Genomic DNA, 22,506 nt, shown 5'->3' with positions numbered 1-22,506 from the left:
ACCCGGGACAGTATGTCTGAATTCCGCCCCGTCCCGACGACTGACCGCGAAGCCTGCCAGCGGATACTTCAGTACGCGTTCGCGCCTAGCAGGGGACCTGTAATCCCAGACTCAGACGACGACTGGCCGCCGTCGCTGTTCGACCAGCGAGGCCTCTACGACGGTGACACCCTCCGGGCCGTCTGCAAGCTGTATTTCCTCGACACAACTGTTCGCGGCGCGGCGACGACGGTCGGTGGCCTCGGCGCGGTTGCAACGCCACCCGAACACCGCGGACAGGGGCTCGCCGCCGACCTCTGCCGACATGCACTGTCTGCGTACCGCGAATCCGATGTCGGGTTCGTCACCCTCTGGCCGTTTTCGACGCCGTTCTATCACCGTCTGGGCTGGGGGACGGCGAACACTTATCGCCGCTTCGACCTGCCGCCATCGGCGCTCCCGGACGACGACACTGGCGGACAGATGAGTAGCCTTGACGCCGGCGACTGGGAGCGGCTCCGTCAGGTCGAGACCGCTGCAGCCGCCGGGACGGCGCTCTCACTCCGGCGCTCGGAAGCGTGGTGGCGTGAGCGGACTCTCGCCGACTGGGACGGTGGCGGTGTCCCGTACTGCTACGGCTACGAACGCGACGGTGAACTTCAGGGGTACGTCGTGTACACCGTGGCGGACGATGCTGACAACACGCTCTCGGTTTCGAACTTCGCGGTTGTCGACGAGGAGGCCCGCCGCGCTCTGTTTGCGTTCCTCGGGCATCACGGCGCACAGATCGAGCGCGTCACGCTCCAGCTACCGCCTGACACTGACCTCCTCCATCGCGTCGACGACCCTGGCGCAGTCGACTGTACGGTCGAGGCTGGGCCGATGGTTCGGCTCACGGACGTATGCCACCTCGAACGCCTCGACTGGCCCGGGGGCGACCTCGACTGTACGCTCTTGGTCAACGACCCGCTGCTTGACCGCAACGACGGCCTGTTCCGGCTGTCAGTGAACGGCGGCACTGCGACGGTCGACCCGCTTCCAGCCAGCGACTCGAAAGCCGATGTGGCCGTCGACATTGCGACGCTCTCACAACTGGCCGTCGGGACGCACGGCGTCGACGCCGCTGCACGTCTGGCCGGGCTGGAGATACACGACGACTCGGTCCGTGATCCGCTCACGGACGTTTTCGAGCCCAAATCTGTCTATCTGGGCGAGTTCTTCTGAGCGGTCGCTTACCCGGCCGATGGCGAGTCGTCAGCGTCGTTCTCGCTGATTTCGACCGTCGAGATTCGGGTGCCGTCGACGCCTGTCACCTCAAACACGTATCCGGCCGCTTCGGCGACGTCACCGACTTCCGGGGCGCGGTCGAGCTGACTCAACACCAGCCCGCCGATGGTTTCGACCGCGTCGCTGTCGAGGTCGACACCGAGAGCCTCACTGACTGTCGACAGCGGCACGCCGCCGTCGGCGTCGTAGCTCCCGTCGCTTTGCTTGCGGATGGCATGTTCGCGGCCATCAACGTCGAACTCGTCGCGCAGGTCGCCGACGACGGCCTCGACCACGTCTTCGATTGTCGCGATGCCCTCCAGCGACCCCCACTCGTCGATGACCGCGGCCATCTGCCGGCGGTCTTGCCTGAACTGTAACAGGAGGTCGTTGATAGCTGTCGTCTCCGGGACGACCGGTATCTCGCGGGCGATATCGCCGGCAGTCGCGGTCTCGTTGCCTTCCTCGCCGGCCCGCAGCACGTCTTTGACATCGATGAACCCGACAATCTGGTCGCTATCGTCGGCGTCGACCACCGGATAGCGGGTGTGTCCTTCATCAAGAACGACCCCCCGGATATCTGCCATCGTGGCGTCCGCTGGGACGCTCACAACGTCGGGTCGCGGGACCATGACCTCTCGGACGACCGTATCGTCAAGGTCGAACACACGCTCAATCATGTCAACCTCGGCCGCATCGATGTTCCCTTCTTCGCCGGACTGAGCCAGCACCCGGCGGATCTCACGCTCGCCGAGCGTCTCGTCTGTCTCCGAGGCCGGCGGGACTCCCAGCAATTGCGTAAAGGCGTTTGCCGAGCCGTTGAACACGACGATCCCGGGATAGAACAGATAGTAAAGCGGCTTCATCGGCGGCGCGAGCAACAGCGAGAGCCGCTCAGTCCGGGCAATGGCGAACGTCTTCGGCGCGAGTTCGCCGAAGACGACGTGGAGGAACGTGATGATTGTGAACCCAACTGCGAACGCGACGACGTGGAGGAGGCTCTCGGGCAGTACCGGAGCGAGGACGGGTTCAAGCAGCGCTGCGACGGCGGGCTCACCGACCCATCCCAGCCCCAGCGAGGCGAGCGTAATCCCGAGTTGGGTCACCGCGAGATAGTTGTCCAGGTCCGCCATCACTGCCTGAAGCGAGCCTGCGCCGGCCCGGCCTTCGTCAGCGAGCTGTTCGACCGATGTGCCGCGAACGCGAACGAACGCGAACTCGGCGGCGACGAAGAAGCCGTTCAGTCCCACGAGGACCAGCGCCACGAGGAGCTGCGCCGCTGAGAGCGCGAGGTTTACCATCGCACCCTCCGGGCGGAGCGCGTCGGTGTGTGCATACACACCCATCGCTGTCACCGTACTAAAACACTGGAATGTCCTCGCCCGTACCGCCCTTGCTTCTCAGCGGTACGCGGCGCGAACAGTGTCCGCGATGACACCGAGCTCTCGGTAGTGTTTGCTCACCGGAGGTACCTCCTGATCGAGGTCGAGCATCTCGTAGACGGCGGTCATCGCCGACCGGACGGAGTACTCGACGGTGAACACGACGTCCCGTGGCTGTTCGGCGTACTGTCCGAGGAACGCCAGATTGTTCGACCCGTCCGGAACGACATCGGGCCGGTCACCGGGTTCCCGGGGCTGGAAGTGCGCCGTGATGAACGGCATCATCGCCGGGATGCAGGTCACGTCGTCGAGTATCTCCGGGAGCCGTTCCTCGCACTGCAGGTGGTAACACAGCTCCTGAAGGATCTCGCGGCCGGTACACTCGGACATCGGTTTCTCAACGTAGTTCCCCTCGCGGTCCGGGAACAGCGCGTAGCCCCAGAATACCTTCACGTCGTCCGGCTGGTTCGCGAAGTGTGGCTGGGCGGCGACGACCGTCGACAACAGCCAGTTCGACCCGAGGTAGGTGACGAGCCCGTTGCCCGGTTCCTCGTTGGTGAAATCGACGATGTGGTCGAACAGCTCGGTGTTGTGCAGGGTAACGGTGAACGACTCCCATTTTGTCTCCGTGACGTTGTCCGCGAACACCGACGGATTGCCGAACTGTGGGTTGTCCTCAGCGATGGACTTCCACAGCTCCCACGACGCGCCGGTCTCGTTCAGTTCGGGGGCCTCGTCCATCCCGCCGATAGACGAGCCGTCGGTCATCGACCCGTTTGTCACGAACACGAGGTCGGACGGCTCGACGGGGACCGTTTCGGTTCCGCTGTCGGTCTCACAGTAGAGCCGCTCGACGGTACGCCCCGTCCGCGACGGAACGATGTCCATATCCGTCACCTCGTGGCCGTACTCGAAGGAGACGCCCCTGTCTTCGAGCCAGCGCCGGAGCGGGAGGATCATCGAGTCGTACTGGTTGTACTTCGTCCGGTCGATGCCCTCCATAGTGTGCAGGCGCGGGAACTCGTGGAGGAACCGGTACATGTAGCGCCGGACCTCGGCGACGCTGTGCCACGGTTGGAACGCGAAGATGGTCGCCCAGACGTACCAGAAGTTCGTCTCCAGGAACGACTCGTCGAACCACTCCTCAATGCGCGTGTCACCGAGTCGCGGTTCGGGCGTGAGGAGCAACCGAACCATCGACTGCCGGTGCTGTCGCGTCAGTCCGTACTCGCCCGCGTCGATCCGTTCGCCCTCGTGCATCAGCCGTGTTTTCGCGTACGAGGGGTGCGCTTCGTTGAACTCGTCCATCACGTCTTTGACCGAGCGCGAATCGTCTTCGAGCGACGGGATGGACTCAAAGAGGTCCCACGTACATTCGTACGCCGGGTAGTTGAACATCCTCCCGCCCCGGATCAGGTACGCCTCGTCCGGGTCGCCAGCGCCGTCCATCGCGCCACCGACGACGTCCAGCTTTTCGTAGACATGGATGTTTTCGCCGGGCATATTGCCGTCCCGGACGAGGAACGCCGCGCCAGCCAGGGAGGCGATACCGCCCCCGACGAAGTGTGCTTCGCAGTCAGTGACGTGTGGGTGCTGGTGGATGGTCATTTTGAGTCACCGTCATGTAGTGGTACGTAAGTCCCAGCCCTAACCGTTGCCAACATATGTACAGCAATTTATAAGAACGGATATCTCACCGAAATAGCCCCGTTCCGGCTAGCCGGCTGTCACTGTTCGGAGCTGGCGATTGTGTGGTCGATCAACTGGTCCGTACCACGACGGAGGCGCTCCGAAATCGCGGACGTCGTCGCGTCGAGCTCCGCTGAAAGTTCTGTCAGGTCTGCCCCGCGGGGAACGGCGAAATACCCCAGCCGGTGGGCTGCCAGCAGTGCCTCTCGCTGTGGGGCGGTGAGCCCGTAGTTGTCGCCGCCGTGCTCCGTTTCGCAGAGCCGATGCGGACGGAACGCGACACTGCTAGACTGACAGGTGTCCCGGAACGCTTCGAGGTCCGCTCGGTCGGCGAACTGCGTGCTCACCTTCCACCCGTGCTCGGTCACGAGCGCACCCATCGGATACGTCTGCCGGTCGACGAGCTGGGTGTACATTTCGACGTAATCCGTATCGAGGACGACCCGATACCGTGACTCTACGATGTCCGAGTCCATGGCGACAAACTCCACGACTGATTCATCGCCGAGCAACGCCGATTCAAGCGCGTCCGGTTCGACGCCCGTTGCGGAGAACACGAGTGCCGGCTCGTCGGTCGTGCCGGAGACGACGTTGTCGACGATCAGTCGGGTGTTCAGTTCGGCAGCAACCGCACACAGCGGCATATCTGCGGACTGCAACTCGAATTCACAAATGACGCTCATGTGTGTTGCTCAGCCGAACAAAATAAAGGCATACTGGTAATTCTCACGCGCCGAAACCGACCGTTGGGGTCGGTGCAGCGTTGTGGCCGACACATGTAACGAAGCGAACCCGTGTCGCGACTGACACACGTAGCGGACCGGTACAGGAAACTGTGTGTACAGGACCGCTCCGAGCGGCAGCCGGTGGCTGCTCCGTTGTCGATCAGCGGTCTCGGGATCGCTGGCTCTCGTCGACAGCGACGTCAAACTCGGACAGTAGCGTCTTGGCTACTCTTCTCGTATGTGCTCTAAGGTTTGAGTGAATAACGTTGCTGGCTCTTACCGAGGGCAGTGAAGCAGTCCTCTCTGGGTTCTGTAAGGACGTGTTGTGCAATATCAAGACGTATATCTTGCATTCATCCGTTTTCTGTGGTGAGACCTGCTGTGTATCTCTGAATGGCAGTTTTTCGACATTTAATTCGTACAGTTGCAAAGAGATCCCGAGCTTCGCACTCGTGCTTGTCCTCCCAGTCTCCTCGCTCTCTTGATGCTAGGCACATGGCTGGATAAGAAATATATAATCAGGTCTACAGATGCCAGCCGTGCCTGAGTTCCTTACTCCACCCCCTGTCGAACCCGGTGAGCAGGTCGCGGTTGTCGCACCGGCATCAAACGCACCCGAGTCCGCGCGGTTCATCTACGAACTTGGTCTTGAACGAATGCGCGAGGGTTTCGACCTTGACCCAGTTGAGTATCCGACCGCGACCGCCGACCCGGAGTGGCTTGCGGACAATCCGGAGGCGCGCGCCGAAGAGGTTATGAACGCCTTCCGGGACCCGGACATCTCGGCCGTGATCGCTAATATCGGAGGCCACGACCAGATCACGATGCTCCCATATCTCGATGGGGACGTACTCCGCGAGCACCCGACTCGATTCTACGGGTACTCAGACAACACGAATCTGGCTCTGTTTCTCTGGAATCACGGGATCGTTTCGTACTACGGCGGCTCCACCCTGCTCGAATACGCGATGGATGGCGAGATGTTTGACTACACCAAAGAGTACCTGCGGCGTGTGCTTTTCGAGGATTCTGTCGGCGAGTGGACCGAAGCGGACGTGTTTACTGATGAGTCCGGCAACTGGGAAGATCCGGAGTCAGTCAAAACCACGCGCGAAATCGAACAATCTGATGGCCGAATCTGGCGTGGTGGTGAAGAGACTGTCTCGGGTCGAATCTGGGGCGGCTGCTATGCAGTCCTCGTTGAGCAGTTCCTCGCCGACCGCTACCTGCCTGCTCCCGAGGCGCTGAATGGCACTGTGCTTGCGTTGGAGACGAGTGAACTGATCCCTGACCCGGCCGTCGTCGGTGCGAACCTCCGGGCACTCGGCGAACGGGGTCTTCTCGAACGATTCGACGGTGTGCTTGTCGGACGCGCCTGCGCGCGCTCACACGCCGAAGAAAACCCACAAGACTGGCGAGTGGAGTATCGAGAGCGCCAGCACGACACGATTGCTGATGTCCTCGAAACGTACAATCCGAACGCACCTGTTGTTTTCAATTGCGAGTTCGGACACACGTATCCGACGTGTCCCATTCCAATCGGCGGTGAGGTCGAAATAGAACCCGCAACCAAATCCATTCGCTTTCCTTGATTCACGGCAGGTTAGAATCCTGTCGGCCGCTCGCTTGTTACCAGTGGGGGTTTTGATAGCTACTAGCCACGAGATGACAACTGAGGTTAGATGCCAGATAGAGTCTCTATCCCTTGATTGGTTTCTCTGGCGTTCGTTCACTTCTCCTCGCAAATGTATGGATAGAAAGCTGGCCTCGGCACTCATAGGGCTCGTCATCAGCAGGGAGTCACCCCGGTTCGGCCCAGTGAGTCGTCGTCATCGGCCGCCAGATGATACCGCCGGCGGCGACAAGACGGTTACTCATCGTGGCCACACGGTGGAACAAACGCTAAACCAACGCGGGCCAACCAGTCGTGTATGAACAGACGACGCTTTCTCACACTTTCCGGGGTGGGTGTCGTCGGCGCAGTCGCAGGCTGCAGTAGCGAGGCGGACAGCGCCGAATCTGTCGATAACCACCCGGCAGCCGCCGACCTCGACGCCCAGCCCCGCCGCGGTGAACTGGGGGGCCACGTCATTCTAGCGTTCGAGGACCCTTCCTGTCCCACGTGTCGCCGCTTCCACGAGGACACGCTGCCGGACATTCGGGAGAACATCGTGGACGCAGGCAAAGGCGCGTACGTCGTCCGGACCTACCCGGTCATCTACCCCTGGGGTGAGCCGGCGACACAGGCGCTAGAGTCGACGTTCGCCCGCGACAGCGAGGCGTACTGGGCGCTGTTCGAGCACTACTTCGCCGAGCAGTCGTCGTTCGACCCGGACAACGTTCTGGACCGAACGGCGACGTTTCTCACCGAGGAGGCGGCGGTAGACGGCAAGGCGGTCGCACGTGACGCGCGGGAGCGGACACACGACGACGCTGTACAGGCTGATATCCAGGCGGCCGAGGACGCCGGACTGGGTGAGACGACGCCGATTATTCTGCTGTTCGAGGACGGTGAGTTCGTGACGAAGGTCAACGGGAGCGTCAGTTACGACCTCATTGCGGAGGCGCTGGGAGAGCGCGACGGATGAGCATCGCACGCGGGCTCCGACTGCCGACGACGCGCGGCGACTGGCGACTCATGGGTCGGACAGTCAGGCTCGTGCTCACGCTGCCGGTCTATGCGGTGGTCGCCGTGATCGCTGCCGGCGTCTCGCTGACGCTGTTCGTCGTCTCGTTGAACGTCCCGCTGGTGCTTGACCTCGTAGTTGGCGGGTCGCTCCCGCTTGCCAGCCGACTGCGCGTGCTCGCTGAACTGTACCCATTCATCGGCACGTCGTTCCACCCTGCACAGGGGATTCTGCTGGTCGTCGTCGCCGTCCTCACCGGTGTCGATATCGGCCTGGTGGCGTACCATTTCCGCGAGCACGGCCTCGACCTCCAGCAGGGTGGCGCGGGCGTCGCGGGCGTTGTCCTCGGAACGCTCGGCGCGGGCTGTGCGGCCTGTGGGTCGGCGGTCTTGCTGGGGCTGCTGTCGCTGCTTGGCGTCTCGACCTCGCTGCTGTTTCTGCCGCTGGACGGGCTGGAGTTCGCGCTGCTTGCGCTCGTGGTGTTGACCCTTTCTGTTTACTGGCTCGCCGAGGGGATGCGTGGCGGCGAAATCAACGGCTGTCCGGTCGACCTCTGACCGTGTCGTTGGCAGGCCCTCATTTCGCCTCGGTCGTGGAGTCCAATGATTCCAGCGGGAGAAAACGTATAGTGTCGTCAGTCGAACACCCATAGCGAGAAGTATGCCCGAGACGGAGTCCCTCGCCGAGTACGAGCACCTCCATCGGAAGCGGAAAGAGACGGCCGGCACGGTCGAACTGGCTGAAATCGTCGACGTGTGGGTCGGCGAGAGCGAACTCGTCTGTCAGTTCCAGTTCGACTGGGCGACCGACGCGATACAGCGGCGCTATGACCTGAACAGCGACCGCGACATCGCCAAGATTGAGCGACTCTGTGAAGCCAACGGCCTACAGTTCGAGCAGGCCAGTCATCTAGAGGGGTCGTTGGTCGAACTCGAATACACCGGCTCACAGTGGCTGCCGCGGCCGGAGGCCGCCTATACTGACGGCGAGGGGTCGGCGGCCGAGACGTTCCGCGCGGAGTGGCGGCTGTTGGTCGATGAACTGGCGCAGTCGCCCGCGTTCGTCCGACGGGGCATCGAACGCGTCCGGGCGCTCTCGACGACGCAACTGATTATCGGTGTTATTCTCGTCAAGAAAGTCGCCATCATTGCCTTGCTGGCCCACCTCCTGTTGTAGGCGCAAGGCTGTCAGGCTGGGTTGTTGGGACACTGGTTACCGATTTGTCTCAGTCGCTCATTGCGGATCCGGAGCTAGCCGGCGTGTCCACGCCGTCAGTTCCGGCTGTATCGAACTGTGAGAGTTCCTCCTGGAGCGTGTCGGCGTCGTCGGCGAACCGCTCTACCGAGTCGACCATCCCGGCAACGGTCTGGCCCTGTTGGTCGACTGTCGTAGCCATGCCACGGGCGTCGGTCGCGGTCTCTCCGGCAATGTCGTTGATGTCGTCGATTATCCGCACGACTTCCTGTGCGCTGGTCGCCTGCTGGTCGGTCGCCCGGTCAATCTCTTGGATACCGCCGTTGACATCGACAGTGGCGTCAACCACGTCTTCAAGTGTCGTAATGGTCTCAGAGATAGTGTCGCTGCCGCGGTCGACAGCGTCCTCCATCGTCTCCATGGCGTCGACGGACGTACCGACCTGAGACCGCAGCGATCCGATGAGGTCCTCCACGTCGCCGGTGGCGGCCTGTGTCTCGGTCGCAAGCTGTTTGATTTCGTCCGCGACAACGGCAAAGCCCGAGCCCGCCTGGCCAGCACGGGCGGCTTCGATGGAGGCGTTCAGGGCCAGCATATTCGTCTCCTCGGCGATGCCGTCGATGACTTCGACGATCTCGGCCATGTCTTCGGCGATGTCGTCGAGCTGCTGGACCTCGCCCGCGGCGCTCGTTGAGTAGTGTCGGATTTCGTCGACGGCGCTCTGGGCCTCCGACGAAGACCGCTGGGCGTCTCGGCCCAGGTCTGCGGCAGTGTTGCTCTGGTCAGCGATTTCAGCCACGGACGACGCCATCTCCTCAACAGTCGCCGAGAGGTCACTGAGTTCACTCGCCGCATCGTCTAGCTGCTGGCGCTGGGTTTCTGCCCCGTCGGCGATGTCAGATGCGGTGTCTGCCACGGACTGTGTCTCGTCACGGACCTGCTGCCCGTCGGCTAATACGGTTTCACTTCCAGTTGCGATACCCGTCGCAGTCGACTGGCCGCTGCCGATGGCAGTCTCTAGGGCAGCCAGCGTCTCATTAATCGCGGTCCCAACGGCCGCCATAGCGTCACTGATACTGTCAGTGTCGACGCGGGCGGTCAGGTTGCCGGCGGCCGCGTCGTCGAGCGCCGTTCGGTACTGTGTCGCTTTGAGTTCGAGGTGACTGCTCAATGCTTCCATCTCGCTGCGCTCGGACTCAGCAGTTTCACGGGCCGCTTCGGCTGCTTCGCGCGCCTCCTCGGCGCGCTCCTGGGCTTCGTTTGCCTCCTGGATGTTCTGGCCAAGCGAGGTCGCGGCCCGTTCAAGCTTTGTGTACGCGTCCCCGACTTCGTCGATCCGGTCAACGCCGAAGTCGATGTCGTACTGCCCGTTGTCGACTGCTGTTGCCTTTCGGTTGATCTCGATTATCGCGCGGTACATCTCACAGTAGCCCAGAAATCCGGTCACGGCGACGACAAACCCGATGAATATCGCGGCGGCTGTCACGGAGGAAAACAGCACGACAGCCAGCGCCGGTGCGCCCACAATTGACATTGCTGCCAGCAGGAAGACACGGGCGCTGAACGTCCGACGAAGCGGTGTCGGCAGGTACGGCTCAATTGCCATCGGCACAGTACCGACCGCAAGCATGAGTCGGCCAAGTGGGCCTGTCGAATCATCCGTCGTCATCGAAATCGCCTCGAGACAGGAGCCAGACAGACGACGAAAATAGGCCTTTTCGGGTGCATGTGAAGCGTTCACCCCAACCTATCAAAAGTCACACCCCCGGAGTATCAGCGGTGAATCTTCCAGTGTCAGTTCGTTGTCGTTATTTCGACGACGTCGCGGTGGTCGAGTTCGGTGTCAGCACCGATCTGTCGCTCGGTTCGCACGTCGTGCGCGTGGAGGAACCCATCGCCGATGTCGGTGTGCAGGAAGTACGCGAAGTCCTCGGCGGTCGACCCGTCGGGGAGGACGAAACAGTCTTGCAGGAAGGTACCGTCTTCCTGTGGCTTGCGAGCGCCGGGGAACACCGCGATAGCTCCCAGTTCCTCGAACAGCGCGGTTTCGAGGGCCTGCTGGACACCCGTGCCGCCGAACTCGGTGACGAAATCTTGGATCTGTTCCAGCCCCGCTGCCTTCTCCTCGGGCAGGTCCGCCGTCACGGTGAACTCCTCGTCGCCGGGCCGGTAGTCGAGTACGCCCTGCTCGTTACCGTTTTTCAGCGCTTTCTCTGCGTGGGCTGAGACTGGGACAAATGTGAGATGCTCGTACTCCGGGTCTTCGGTGATTGGCTCCCAGTTTTCCTGCGCCGCTGGGGTGTCCATCTTGTTCGCCGCGATGAGCATCGGCTTGGTCCGGATGCGGATTTCCCGAGCGAGTGCCTCCCTGTCCTCGTCGTCCCAGGTGTCAGGGTCTAGTTCAAGATCCAGCGCGAGGACGACCTGTTTGATCTCGTCGGCGTTGATTTTGAACGCCGACATCTGCTCGGCGAGGTCGTCCTCGATGGCCTTGTCCTCGCCGTGGTAGCCCGAGCGGTAGCGCTCGATGCCCTTCTCTAGAATATCGAGATACCACATGTCTAGTTCGTCTTCGAGGAAGTCAATGTCCTCGCGCGGGTCGTGGTCCTCGGTGGGCTCACCCTCTAGGTCCGTCTCGCCGGTGAAGTCGACGACGTGGACGAGCACGTCGGCCTCATTGAGGTCCGTGAGGAACTGGTTCCCCAGCCCTTTCCCCTCGTGTGCGCCGGGAACAAGGCCGGCCACGTCGACGAGTTTCGTCGGGACGAACCGCACACCTTCGGTACAGTAGCCGTGGTTGGGCGTGCAGGTGTGTTCGAACTCCGGGGCCGCACAGTCGACGCGGACGTACGCCTCGCCCATCGAGGGGTCGATTGTCGTGAACGGGTACGCGCCCTCCGGCACATCGTTCATCGTCGCCGCATTGAAAAACGTGGACTTGCCGACAGAGGGCTTGCCGACGAGTCCGATCTTGTAGCTCATTGCACCGACGAAGCGGTTTCAGCGGCTTAAACGCTGTTACACGTTTGTCGAGCGGGTGTGAGTCTCTTGCACGTGGCGCCCGAGCGACCGTGAACGCACCTCCGCCACCGTCCAGACCAGAGCGTATCAGGGCAACTATCCGCCGCAAGTGTATGGCAATATAAGTACCAATAAATTGGTAAAAAAGAAGAAGTATCAGTACAACAATAGCAATTTTCTTCTCTAGTTAGCGTACAATTTCAGCCGCGTAAAAATATAAGAAGTATTATATACTGTACGTCAGACACTGGTAGTTTGCATGATAGGTAATGGTCGGTTGAATCGGTGAGGCCGAGCGGGCACGCATGGTCCAACGTTTCGAAGTTTGAATGAAGAACACTGGCCCGCAGTCCGCGTATTTCGGTGATAATGGTAAATCTAATACACAAAGGTGACTCGATACGCGGTTACGTCAGGTTCCAGCAGTGATAATATTCACTCTAGCGGGGCATGGCTGATACGGGATTCTCGTGCTGTCGGAACTCTATCGGTCCAGCTTGGGCCTGGAAAAGTAAGATAAAATATAGATTAATCCAATCGTACTAACCGAGGATTGATAAATTATGGAGAGTTTGCCTTCCCGACCGCGACCAATTCGAGAGCTGAGTACAATAATCACACAATTTTAATACATATTAGATTAAATACTAATCTACTCATCCCGACGCCTGCTACCATCACCCATGAAGTCAGCATACGCACAACTGGAGCGCATCCCGAACCCCCCGGTACCGACCGCCAGCTGGTTACTCGGGATGAGTACAGGGGAGACCACAGATGGAACTCGAACTAACCGAAGTACCGACAGAAACACAGGACGAACTCGAGACGTTCCCGAACGTCACGGGGACAGGCATTGGTCCGAAACAGCGGGCAGGCGAGGCGGACGAGGAGACGGAGTCGGTCATCGTGTTTGTCGAACGGAAGGTTTCCGAGGCTGATCTCGACGATAACGAGGTCATTCCGAAGGAAGTCGAAATCGACGGCGAAACGTACAAAACAGACGTTCAGGAGTCGGGCGAAATCAGAGCGCTTGAACTCGAACTCACCGCGCCGGAAGCACCGATGGAACTCGAAGGGCGCGACAGGGCCGAAATCCAAGAGATTCCGGCCTCGCTGTCACGGACGCGACGCTGGCGACCGGCCCCAGCGGGCGTCTCCGTCGGCCACCCGGACATCACCGCCGGGACGCTGGGCACACAACCGCTCCGAACACAGGACGAGAAGCTTGTCTTCCTCACGAACTCCCACGTCGCTGCAGACAGCGGCCGCGCAAACCGCGGCGACATGGTGCTCCAACCCGGCCCGTACGACGGCGGCACCGCTCCGGACGACGAAATCGGATCGCTGCTGGGGTTCAACGTCATCGACGTCGACACCAGTTCCCCGTTCCCGAAAAACCGGACGGACAGTGCAATCGTTGAGGTCACGCCCGACCACTTGCAGACGGACATCTGGGAACTCCACGAAGACCTGCGAGGCTTTACCGACGCTGAAATCGGAGCGATTCACACCAAAAGCGGCCGAACGACGGGCGTTACCCAGGCGAAATGCACCGCCCGTCACGCCAACTTCAACGTCCGGTACAGCCACGGCGTCGCCAAGATGGTCGACTGTGACGTGTTCAATGCGATGTCCAAGGGTGGCGACAGCGGGAGCCTCATCGGCATGGAGCGCGAAGACGGGCTCCACGGCACGAGTCTCCTGTTCGCCGGGAGCAGTAGTATCACGCTGGGCATTCCGATGGCAAACGTCCAAGAAGAGCACGGCCAGCTCACGCCAGTGACCTCTCAGGACCTCGTCGACGCCGACGACATGCGCATCACGGGGACCGCTTTCCGGGTGTCGCTCAACCCCAGCCAGAGCATCAACCGCTGGAGCGGGCCGTGGGCAGACCGCTACAGCGTCGACTTCGTCGGTCAGCCGGTCAACGACGGTGACTGGGTCAGTACCAGCGTCCAATCGACGTACAGAACGTCCAGCGGGGTCTACTACCAGGTTCAGGTGGAGAACCAGTGGTCCAGCCGGTCGGTCGACTGCGACGTCAAATACAGCGTGACGCGGTGATTCACGATGGAAATTACGATCACTATCTCAGACCAGGGCGAGGGCGTCTCCGTTGAAGGCGCCGAAGCCAGTGAGTCCCAGCAGGTCGAACCGCCGACCGAACTCAGAGCAGACGCCGCTGGCTCACCGAGCGAAATGAGCAACGTGGAACGCGCCCCGTCACAGTTCCGCCGGTCGAGCACGAAACAGGATATTGTCAGCGAAGCCGAGCCCGCGCCGCCGCAATTCAGTCCGTCCCAGTCGACGGGGATGGAAGAGTACCGCTGACGCGGGCCTGTCGCATTTTTTCGCCGTTTACAGAATGCAAAGAGAATGCCCCGGGCTTGGTCCCGAGGCGATTCACAGTCGCCGCTCGTACACGTTGACTGGGTGTTCCTCTCCGCCGACCTCGGTCGTCCGCTCGTTGACTTTCTCGAAGTGGCTCCGGTAGAACGCGTTCCCGACCTCGTTCTCGGCCAGCACTTCATCACGGATTTTTCGGACGGAGAGTTCGTGCAAGTGCTGCTCGCCGCGATGCAACAGCTCCGTCCCGATACCTTCCCCCCAGTAGTCCGGGTGGACGTACAGGTCGAGATCACCGAAGCCGGTCGCGTCCGTCATCCCACAGCTCATGTACGCCACCACGTCGTCGTCGGCTGTCGAGACGAACAGACCGACCTCTTCGAGCTCAATCATCTGCTCCAACAGTGGCGGCGCATACCCTTCCTTGAGGTGTTCTTTCACTGTCTCTGTCCCGAGGATATCGTCGTACACGGTATGCCACGTTGCCCTAGCGACTCGGCGGATATCCGCGATATCCACTGATTCGGCGGGCCGAATGGACGTCTGGAACGACATGTGTGAACATCCTGCGTGAGCCTTCATAGAACTATGGTCTGATTGACAGCAAGCAGTATCCGCCGTGTCTCGCTCCCTCTGGGAGAATAGGGCAACTCTTATGTACACTTCTGTACGTTAGTGTTCAGTAATGGACGACAGTGAGGAGATAGCACCAGCGGTCCAGTCGATTCTCGACGCGGCGCGGGAGCGCGGTGGCGGCGGAGACCGGGTATCGGTAACTCCCCGTTCGCTGCCCGACGCCTTCGACGCGGCGGCGGCTGACGGGCGGACGCCGGTCGTCGCCGAAATCAAGCCCACCAGCCCAACCGCGGACGGCGAGCGGACCGACGATCCGGTTGCCCTCGCACAACAGATGGTCGAGGGCGGCGCGGCGGCGCTCTCGGTGCTGACGGAGCCGGACCACTTCGGCGGGTCGGCGGCGACGCTCGAACGGGTTCGCGAGGCTGTCGACGTGCCCATCCTGCGGAAGGACTTCATCCTCCATGAGAACCAGCTGGATGTCGTTGAAGCAGACGTGATCCTGCTCATCGTCCGCTTTCTCGAAACGGACGGAACTGACGACCTCGCGGACCTCCTCACGGCCGCGCGTGAGCGCGGCTTTCAGGTCCTCGTGGAGGCTCACACCGCGGCAGAGGTCGAGAAAGCGCTCAACGCCGGCGCGGACATCATTGGCGTCAACAACCGCGACCTCGGCGAGCTAGCGGTCGACCTCGGAACGTTCGAAACTGTCGCACCAGATGTCTCCGAGGGCGTCACACTCATTGCTGAAAGTGGTATACAGACAGCGGACGACGTCACGCGGATGCGCGACGCCGGTGCGGACGCCCTGCTGATCGGCTCGGCGATCATGGACCACGACGCGGCGACGGACGTAGAAGCGAACACGCGGCGACTGACACGCGCGAACACTGATGCAGCTGAGACAACAACTACAGACACATGAGTACTGACGACGCACACGACCCCAAGTTCGGCGAGTACGGTGGACAGTACGTGCCAGAGGCGCTGATGCCAGCTATCGAAGAGCTGACCGACGCCTACCAGCGGTACGTGCTGGAAAACGAGGATGGCTTCATGGACGAGTTCCGGGAGCGGCTCGACGACTTTGGCGGCCGACCAACGCCGCTCCAGTACGCGGACCAGCTCTCGGCCCGGTACGACACCGACGTGTACCTCAAGCGCGAGGACCTGCTTCACGGCGGCGCACACAAGCTCAACAACGCGCTCGGGCAGGTCTTGCTGGCGAAGTACATGGGCAAAGAGCGGATTATTGCCGAGACCGGTGCAGGCCAGCACGGCACCGCGACAGCGATGGCGGCGGCCCATCTGGATATTCCCTGTGAGATCTACATGGGCGAGACCGATATCGCGCGACAGCGCCCCAACGTCTTCCGGATGAAAATAAACGGCTCGGAGGTCGTCCCCGTCACCGTTGGCCGGGGCACGCTCAAGGAAGCGATTTCTGAGACGATGCGCGAGTGGGCGACCACCGTCGAGAACACCCACTACGTCATCGGGAGTATCGTCGGTCCGCACCCGTTCCCGAAAATGGTCCGGGACTTCCAGGCGGTCATTTCAGAGGAGGCCCGCGAGCAGGCTATCGAGAAAATGGGCGGCCTGCCCGATTCCGTGATGGCCTGTGCTGGCGGCGGCTCGAACACGATGGGGATGTTCGCGCACTTTGTCGAGGACACTGATGTCGACCTCTACGCTGTCGAGGCCGGCGGCTCCTCGCTGCAGGTCGACGAGGAGGAAGGCGTCGCACCGAACTCCGCGACCCTTTCGACTGGTGACGAGGGCGTGCTCCACGGAGCGCGCACGAAGCTCCTGCAGGATTCGGATGGCCAGATCATGGAATCCCACTCCGTTTCGTCGGGGCTGGACTACGCCGGTGTCGGCCCGGAACTCGCCCATCTCGTCGACGAGAACCGCGTCACGCCGGTCAACGTCGACGACGACATCGCGCTGGAGGCGTTCCACCGCCTCTCTCAGGACGAGGGTATCATCCCGGCATTGGAGACAGCCCATGCCTTCGGTTACCTCGAAGAGCACCACGACGAAGTCGGTGACTCTGTTATCATCAACGTCTCCGGCCGCGGTGACAAGGACCTCGAAATAGCTATCGAGGAAACCAGCAAACGCGACCTCGATATCGCGCCTGATATGTCTATCTTTGAGCGGGTCGGCGGGGGTGGCCTCTGATGGGGCTCGAACGCGCTTTCGCTGACGAGCCTGCTTTCGTCCCCTATCTCGCAGCTGGCGACCCAAACTACGAGGCGTCGCTAGAATACGTCGAGGCGTTGGTCCGCGGCGGCGCAGATGTCATCGAGCTCGGCCTGCCCTTTTCGGAGCCCATCGCGGAAGGGAAGACCATCCAGAACGCTATCGTCCGCTCGCTGGAAGCCGGGATGACACCCGACCGCTTCTTCGAGTTCGTCGAGGACCTCGACGTGGACGTGCCGCTGGTGTGTATGACCTACTACAATCTCATCTATCAGTATGGCGAGGGCGAAGGTCCGCGACCGTTCGTCGAGAAGGCCGCCGCGGTCGGCATCGAAGGCCTCGTCGTCCCGGATCTGCCCGGAGAGGAGGCCGGCCCGCTCCGGACGGCCTGCGACGAGTTCGGCCTCGATCTGGTGTTCATTGTCGCGCCGACGACGAAGGGCGACCGGCTCGAACGGATGCTCGAACAGGTGTCTGGCTACGTGTACGTGCAGGCCCGTCTGGGCGTCACCGGCGCGCGCGAGGACGTAGATGACGCTACCGAGGACTCGCTGGCCCGCCTCTCAGACTGGGACGTGCCAAAGGCCGTCGGGTTCGGCATCAAGACCGGCGAGCACGCCGAGCGAATTGTGTCCGCTGGCGCTGACGGCGTCATCGTCGGCTCCGCACTGGTCGATATCGTCGCAGAGGGCCACGAGAACGGCGATTCGACCGACACCGTGGCTGACCGGCTCGAAGCGAAGGCTCGCGAACTCAAAGAGGGCGCGCTCCGGGGAGCGGCAGAACGACCGCAACCGGAACGCACATAATCGTACTTGCCACACTGTCTCATAACATGACTGCAGGAAAACGCGCACGACTCGAACGTATCGGGACAGACGACACATACGTCATCATCCCGATGGACCACGGCATCACAATGGGGGCTGTAAAGGGCCTCAAAGACATCGAATCAACGATTGATGCGGTTACCAGCGGCGGCGCGGATGCCGTCCTCACCCAGCGTGGCATCGCCGGACGCGTCCATCCGAACAAGAACGACGCGGGCTATATCACGCATCTCAATGGCTCTACTACTATCGGCCCGGACGAGCAGGACAAGCGGACCACCGGGACGGTGGAAGACGCCATCCGCGCCGGGGCCGACGCCGTCTCGTTCCATATCAACGTCGGCAGTCAGTACGAACCCGAACAGATCGAAGAGCTCTCAGAACTGACGACCGAAGCCAGCCAGTACGGCCTGCCGGTGCTGGCGATGGCCTACGCCCGCGGCCCCGACATCGACGCCGAGAACGAGGACTACAATCAATCCGTCGGCCACGCCGTCCGACTGGCCGAGGAACTGGGCGCGGACATCGTCAAGACCGGCTACACCGGCTCCGCCGAGACGTTCCAGCACGTCGTCGAGTCTACGTCGCTGCCGGTGGTCATCGCTGGCGGCTCGAAGGGGAGTGACGAGGACACCGTCCGGATGGTTCGGGGAACGATGGACGCTGGGGCCTCCGGCGTTTCGATGGGCCGCTCTATTTTCCAGCACGACGAACCCGAGAAGATTGCCCGTGCCGTCTCCGCCGTTGTCCACGACGACGCCACCACCGAGGAAGCGCTCCGCGAGGCCGGACTGGCCGTCGAGGCCTAAAAGCCAAACAGTGACCGCATTCTCTGGCCGAAACCGTTAGCTTCGTCTCCGTCGCTGGCATCCGCATCGCTCTCGCTGGGAGCGTCCGACGGCGAGTCACTGGCTTCCTGTTCCGGCGCGTCGGCATCCTGCTCCGGCCCGTCGACCAGTCCTGATTCGCTTTCCACCAGATCAGTCCCGTCGATTATCGACGTGGTTTCGGCTTCGTCTTCGGCGTCCGCCTCCGAAGTGGCTGGCTTACCGAGATCGGTCGATTCAGCTATGTCCTCCGCTGGCGGCTCGCCCGCCCTGTCCTGCTTGGCTGGTGCTGGACCGGTCAGGTCGCTGTTGTCCCTGATTGCGTCCGATGGGTGGACTGTCTTGCCGCCGTCCGTTGTCCCGTGGATGTGCCGCTGTGGTGGCTGTTCCGCTGGCCGGGTCGTCGGCTCTGGGTCGTCCAAGTCGGATAGTTCTCCCAGACTGGCCGCGTCTGCCGTGGAGGCGGTTGACGCCTTCTCCGTATCGACGAGCCGCTCCGAGATCCGCTCGTAGGCTATCGCAGCGCTGCTGCTGGGTGCGTTCCGAACGACGGGTGTACCACTGTCCTGAGAGTGCGGGACGGCGTCGTCTTCCGGCACGTGGCCGAGCAGTTCGACATCGAGGAACTCCGAGATTTCATCGGCACCCGGCGACGCGCCCGTCCCGGATTTCGTGAGAATGAGGCCCCGAACCGGCGCTTCGACCCGCGCTGCGAGTTCTTTCGTGTTCGAAACGTTCCGTATCGACGCCACTCGCGGTGTCGAAACGAGCAACACGTCGTCGGCGAGCTTGAGCGGCCGAATCGTCTCCTTGCTCAGTCCTGCCGGGGTGTCCAACAGGACGATGTCGTGGTGCCACCGGAGGGTTTCGACGATGCCGGGAAGTCGGTCGAGGTCGGTGTCCGCGTACCCTTCGAGCGTGGTCCCGCTCGGCACGATTGACAGGTCAGCGTCAGTCTCATACATCGCCTCTGTGACTGCCGCCTCGCCGGCGAGCACGTCGTGAAACGTCGCATCCTCGTCGGTGTCGATGTCGACATCGAGAAAGTCGACGAGGTTCGCCATCGCAAGGTCCATCTCCACGACGACGGTCGAGTATCCGGCCTTCGCCAGCAGTGTGCCGAGGTTGATGCTGGACGTCGTCTTTCCGATCCCCCCTTTCGCCCCGGCAATTGTGTAGACATGGTTAGTAACCATCTGTAGCTGGATTGTATTATGTAGATACTTTATTAGTAATGCTCATTGATAAGTCCATTGGCCAACAATTAATTACGATTATTTGGAATAAATAACAAATCTTGCACCCTCAAGATTCCAATATCAGGACATCCAACAAATATCGCCTGCCGTGCGCATATCCCTTCCCCGTCTGTCACTTGACAGGCCGACCCGGGTTCCGCCACGTTCAAGCCCCACCGTTGCGGACGTGGGCGTATGACTCGAAGCGTCTGGCTCAAAGCCGACAGCGAGGTCGGCGATTGGGAGACACGGAAACGCCGGATCACCGCCGGTATCGAGGCCGGCGTCGACTGGGTACTGGTCGATGAGGAAGACGTCGACCGCGTCTCGGAACTTGGCGAGATAAACATCGCCGCGTTCACCAACGGCGATGTCCACGTGATGGAGTCCGAGGCGGAGGACTCAGAGGCCGATGCGACCATCGTCGGGAAAGACGGCGAAGGCGACGGGACGGTCGACCTTCCGTCCGATTTCTCCGGCTCCGCGGACCTCTCGACGTTGCGGCAGAACGGGGCTGCCCCCGACGGCGGCTACGTCCGCATCTTCGACGAGGACTACGAGGCCTTCGCAGAAGCGGTCGCCGCCGAGGCTGACTTCACGATTGTCATCGGCGAGAACTGGCAGATCATTCCGCTCGAAAACCTCATCGCCCGCGTCGGCGAGGAGACGGACCTCATCGCCGGCGTCCGGACCGCAGAGGACGCCCGGACGGCCTATGAGACGCTGGAACTGGGGGCCGACGGCGTCCTGCTGGACACCGACGAAGTCGACGAAATCCGCAAGACAGTGGAAGTCCGTGACGAGATGGGCCGGGAGTCGCTCGACCTAGAGTACGCCCAGGTCACCGCCATCGAGCAGACCGGCTCCGCTGACCGCGTCTGTATCGACACGGGCAGCCTGATGGAACACGATGAGGGGATGCTTGTCGGGTCGATGGCTCGTGGGCTCTTTTTCGTCCACGCCGAGACGGCTGAGTCGCCATACGTCGCCTCTCGGCCGTTCCGAGTCAACGCTGGTGCGGTCCACGCTTACGTCCGAACGCCTGACGGTGGCACGAAGTACCTCTCGGAACTCCAGTCTGGCGACGAGGTCCAAATAGTCAATGCGAACGGACGCACCCGTGAGGCCATCGTCGGCCGCGCGAAAATCGAGAAGCGCCCGATGTTCCGCGTTCAGGCTGAAACCGAAGACGGCGACCGCATCGAGACGCTGCTCCAGAACGCCGAGACGATCAAGGTCCATACTCAGGACGGGCGAACCGCTGTCACGGACCTCGAACCCGGCGACGAAATCCTCATTCACCACGAGGACACGGCGACGCACTTCGGCGAGCGGATTGAAGAGAGCATCATCGAAAAATAAGCCGACTCAGTTCGGGGCTGACCGCAACCCAAAGGTTACTGCTGATCCGCCTCGATCGGTTCCAATTGCGTCGTACACCAGTGACAGAAGTCGATGTCTTCGTCGAGTTCCTTGCCGCAGTTCGGACACGTCATGCCAGCTTCGACCTCTTGAGTCTGGTTCTCGTTGACTGCCACCCAGTAGGCGTCGACGACGTTGAGCGTCGTGATCACGACCGAACCGATTGTCACCTCGGTAGGTCTGGACTGATACGACGATGAGATAGCCTCTAGGCTTAGCTGGGTGACTGGGTCGATAGCGCCAGTAGCGACGAACACCACAGACAGCATGAACAGTAATCCGAGCCACAGCAGTCCCCGTACCCACTTACGGAGGTAGAAGTGGCCCAACCCAGGGAAGATGAACGCAAGCACCACGGCCAGCAGCGGCCGCTTGCGTCCTTTGTCAGTCATACTCGGCGAATCTATCTCGCATACCCCTATATCTTCCGAAGGATCACTGTCCGGACGAAAGCCCCGTGACGGCAGCTACTGGCTCAGGCGTCGCTCTGTAGCTGTCCGACCAGCGTCCGGAGCGTCGCGAGGTCGTACTGACCCGGAGCGGTCGCGTCAGCGGGGTCGACCGGTGCGTAGCCGATGCGGGAGCCGTACAGCGGGGCGACGGCTCTGGAGTGCCGACCGGCCGCACCCATACACATCGTGGCGACCTGTTCGCCGTCGGCAGTCAGTTCGCGGGTTGCCCCGAGCATCGCCAGTACGTCGTCCGGCGACTGAGCCGTACTCGCCATCTTCCCAACGTCACCGCGAGCACAGGCCCGTTCGAGTCGATTCACGATCGCGTCACGGTCAGGTGTCGACTCGAAGTTGTGCGTCGAGATGACGACGGACGCTCCGTGGTCGCGGGCAACGTCGGCGACGCGGCCGGCGTCGTGGTCGCCGGCTCCCTCCAGCGCTGCGAGTTCGAGGTCGACAGCCGTCACGGCGTCGTGGTCGAGCGCGGTTTCGAGCACGTCGAGGCGACCCGCGGTGTCGGCGGCCTCGCCGCCTTCCCACGTCGGCCGGTTCGTGACGAGTACCGGAAGTTCACCGTCGTAGGCGTCCAGCTGTGCCAGCGGCTCGTCAGCGAAGTCCATCCGTAGCTCCAACCCGTCGGCGTCAGCGCGGGCGGCCGGCTCCACCCCGAGGTCGTCGGTGGCAGCGAGCAGGGTGAATGACTCGAAGTTCATAGGTCGGCTTC

The 22,506-nt window shown here is 61.8% G+C and carries 21 protein-coding genes; 12 read left to right on the top strand and 9 right to left on the bottom strand.

The annotated features are described in order from the left end of the window. Positions 1 to 12 precede the first annotated feature (12 nt). The gene (gene eis, locus RBH20_RS11460) at positions 13 to 1,203 is read left to right on the top strand and encodes an enhanced intracellular survival protein Eis (RefSeq protein WP_306708649.1); all 1,191 of its coding nucleotides are present in this window, start codon (positions 13 to 15) and stop codon (positions 1,201 to 1,203) included. An 8-nt stretch (positions 1,204 to 1,211) separates the two neighbouring features. On the opposite strand, the gene RBH20_RS11455 is transcribed toward eis, so the two are convergent. The 3 genes from RBH20_RS11455 to RBH20_RS11445 form a co-directional block, all read right to left on the bottom strand. Beyond that, on the bottom strand, positions 1,212 to 2,591 hold the full coding sequence (locus RBH20_RS11455) for a hemolysin family protein (RefSeq protein ID WP_306708647.1): 1,380 nt from the start codon (positions 2,589 to 2,591) through the stop codon (positions 1,212 to 1,214). 54 nt (positions 2,592 to 2,645) lie between these two features. Beyond that, on the bottom strand, positions 2,646 to 4,235 hold the full coding sequence (locus RBH20_RS11450) for an oleate hydratase (RefSeq protein WP_306708645.1): 1,590 nt from the start codon (positions 4,233 to 4,235) through the stop codon (positions 2,646 to 2,648). Positions 4,236 to 4,354: 119 nt separating this feature from the next. Next, positions 4,355 to 4,999 carry a helix-turn-helix domain-containing protein gene (locus tag RBH20_RS11445; RefSeq protein WP_306708643.1) on the bottom strand — a complete coding sequence of 215 codons (645 nt, stop codon included), beginning with the start codon at positions 4,997 to 4,999 and terminating at the stop codon, positions 4,355 to 4,357. Between the two features lie 572 nt (positions 5,000 to 5,571). Between RBH20_RS11445 and RBH20_RS11440 the strand changes: the two genes are divergently transcribed. The 4 genes from RBH20_RS11440 to RBH20_RS11425 all read left to right on the top strand — a co-directional run bounded on the left by RBH20_RS11440 (position 5,572) and on the right by RBH20_RS11425 (position 8,844). Further along, complete coding sequence (locus tag RBH20_RS11440; protein ID WP_306708641.1) at positions 5,572 to 6,633, top strand: S66 peptidase family protein; 1,062 nt, start codon at positions 5,572 to 5,574, stop codon at positions 6,631 to 6,633. 339 nt (positions 6,634 to 6,972) lie between these two features. After that, positions 6,973 to 7,629, top strand: a complete 657-nt coding sequence (locus tag RBH20_RS11435) for a thioredoxin domain-containing protein (RefSeq protein WP_306708639.1) — start codon at positions 6,973 to 6,975, stop codon at positions 7,627 to 7,629. Then, the gene (locus RBH20_RS11430) at positions 7,626 to 8,225 is read left to right on the top strand and encodes a hypothetical protein (protein ID WP_306708637.1); all 600 of its coding nucleotides are present in this window, start codon (positions 7,626 to 7,628) and stop codon (positions 8,223 to 8,225) included. Before RBH20_RS11435 ends, RBH20_RS11430 begins: the two co-directional genes overlap by 4 nt. A 103-nt stretch (positions 8,226 to 8,328) precedes the next feature. Beyond that, entirely contained in the window at positions 8,329 to 8,844 is a 516-nt protein-coding gene (locus tag RBH20_RS11425; RefSeq protein WP_306708636.1) for a hypothetical protein, read from the top strand. Positions 8,845 to 8,893: 49 nt separating this feature from the next. Here RBH20_RS11425 and RBH20_RS11420 read toward each other — a convergent pair whose 3' ends face one another. Both RBH20_RS11420 and RBH20_RS11415 read right to left on the bottom strand, forming a co-directional pair. Then, positions 8,894 to 10,531, bottom strand: a complete 1,638-nt coding sequence (locus tag RBH20_RS11420; protein WP_306708634.1) for a methyl-accepting chemotaxis protein — start codon at positions 10,529 to 10,531, stop codon at positions 8,894 to 8,896. 125 nt (positions 10,532 to 10,656) lie between these two features. Further along, complete coding sequence (locus RBH20_RS11415) at positions 10,657 to 11,844, bottom strand: redox-regulated ATPase YchF (protein ID WP_306708632.1); 1,188 nt, start codon at positions 11,842 to 11,844, stop codon at positions 10,657 to 10,659. Between the two features lie 816 nt (positions 11,845 to 12,660). Between RBH20_RS11415 and RBH20_RS11410 the strand changes: the two genes are divergently transcribed. Together RBH20_RS11410 and RBH20_RS11405 are read left to right on the top strand one after the other, a co-directional pair. Continuing rightward, positions 12,661 to 13,950 carry a hypothetical protein gene (locus RBH20_RS11410; RefSeq protein ID WP_306708629.1) on the top strand — a complete coding sequence of 430 codons (1,290 nt, stop codon included), beginning with the start codon at positions 12,661 to 12,663 and terminating at the stop codon, positions 13,948 to 13,950. A gap of 6 nt (positions 13,951 to 13,956) precedes the next feature. Then, positions 13,957 to 14,217, top strand: a complete 261-nt coding sequence (locus RBH20_RS11405; protein ID WP_306708627.1) for a hypothetical protein — start codon at positions 13,957 to 13,959, stop codon at positions 14,215 to 14,217. A gap of 72 nt (positions 14,218 to 14,289) precedes the next feature. Here the strand turns inward: RBH20_RS11405 and RBH20_RS11400 are convergent, their stop codons facing one another. Beyond that, entirely contained in the window at positions 14,290 to 14,787 is a 498-nt protein-coding gene (locus RBH20_RS11400) for a GNAT family N-acetyltransferase (RefSeq protein WP_306708625.1), read from the bottom strand. A gap of 130 nt (positions 14,788 to 14,917) precedes the next feature. Between RBH20_RS11400 and trpC the strand changes: the two genes are divergently transcribed. From trpC to RBH20_RS11380, 4 genes are read left to right on the top strand one after another with little or no spacing between them, the layout of a single operon-like run. Further along, the gene (gene trpC / locus RBH20_RS11395; RefSeq protein ID WP_306708623.1) at positions 14,918 to 15,733 is read left to right on the top strand and encodes an indole-3-glycerol phosphate synthase; all 816 of its coding nucleotides are present in this window, start codon (positions 14,918 to 14,920) and stop codon (positions 15,731 to 15,733) included. Beyond that, on the top strand, positions 15,730 to 16,992 hold the full coding sequence (gene trpB, locus RBH20_RS11390; RefSeq protein WP_306708621.1) for a tryptophan synthase subunit beta: 1,263 nt from the start codon (positions 15,730 to 15,732) through the stop codon (positions 16,990 to 16,992). The genes trpC and trpB overlap by 4 nt, the downstream gene beginning before the upstream one ends. Further along, positions 16,992 to 17,822: a tryptophan synthase subunit alpha gene (trpA, locus tag RBH20_RS11385; RefSeq protein ID WP_306708619.1), complete on the top strand. Its 831-nt coding sequence runs from the start codon at positions 16,992 to 16,994 to the stop codon at positions 17,820 to 17,822. The genes trpB and trpA overlap by 1 nt, the downstream gene beginning before the upstream one ends. Positions 17,823 to 17,848: 26 nt before the next feature. Beyond that, complete coding sequence (locus tag RBH20_RS11380; RefSeq protein ID WP_306708617.1) at positions 17,849 to 18,652, top strand: 2-amino-3,7-dideoxy-D-threo-hept-6-ulosonate synthase; 804 nt, start codon at positions 17,849 to 17,851, stop codon at positions 18,650 to 18,652. On the opposite strand, the gene RBH20_RS11375 is transcribed toward RBH20_RS11380, so the two are convergent. Then, positions 18,649 to 19,866, bottom strand: a complete 1,218-nt coding sequence (locus RBH20_RS11375) for a P-loop NTPase (RefSeq protein WP_306708615.1) — start codon at positions 19,864 to 19,866, stop codon at positions 18,649 to 18,651. The two genes, RBH20_RS11380 and RBH20_RS11375, sit on opposite strands and share 4 nt — an antisense overlap. A gap of 237 nt (positions 19,867 to 20,103) precedes the next feature. Here RBH20_RS11375 and RBH20_RS11370 point away from each other — a divergent pair, with 237 nt between their 5' ends. Next, positions 20,104 to 21,270, top strand: a complete 1,167-nt coding sequence (locus tag RBH20_RS11370; RefSeq protein ID WP_306708612.1) for a 3-dehydroquinate synthase II — start codon at positions 20,104 to 20,106, stop codon at positions 21,268 to 21,270. Positions 21,271 to 21,305: 35 nt separating this feature from the next. On the opposite strand, the gene RBH20_RS11365 is transcribed toward RBH20_RS11370, so the two are convergent. Continuing rightward, on the bottom strand, positions 21,306 to 21,722 hold the full coding sequence (locus RBH20_RS11365) for a DUF6677 family protein (RefSeq protein ID WP_306708610.1): 417 nt from the start codon (positions 21,720 to 21,722) through the stop codon (positions 21,306 to 21,308). A gap of 83 nt (positions 21,723 to 21,805) precedes the next feature. Beyond that, a complete protein-coding gene (locus RBH20_RS11360) occupies positions 21,806 to 22,495 on the bottom strand; it encodes a type I 3-dehydroquinate dehydratase (protein ID WP_306708608.1) in 690 nt (229 codons plus the stop codon). Positions 22,496 to 22,506: the final 11 nt, after the last annotated feature.

The organism is Haloarcula sp. H-GB4, assembly GCF_030848575.1.
In the GTDB taxonomy this organism is placed as follows: Archaea; Halobacteriota; Halobacteria; order Halobacteriales; family Haloarculaceae; genus Haloarcula.
The sequence above is the reverse complement of the archived record's forward strand: the minus strand, read 5'-3'. Positions and strand labels throughout refer to the sequence as shown.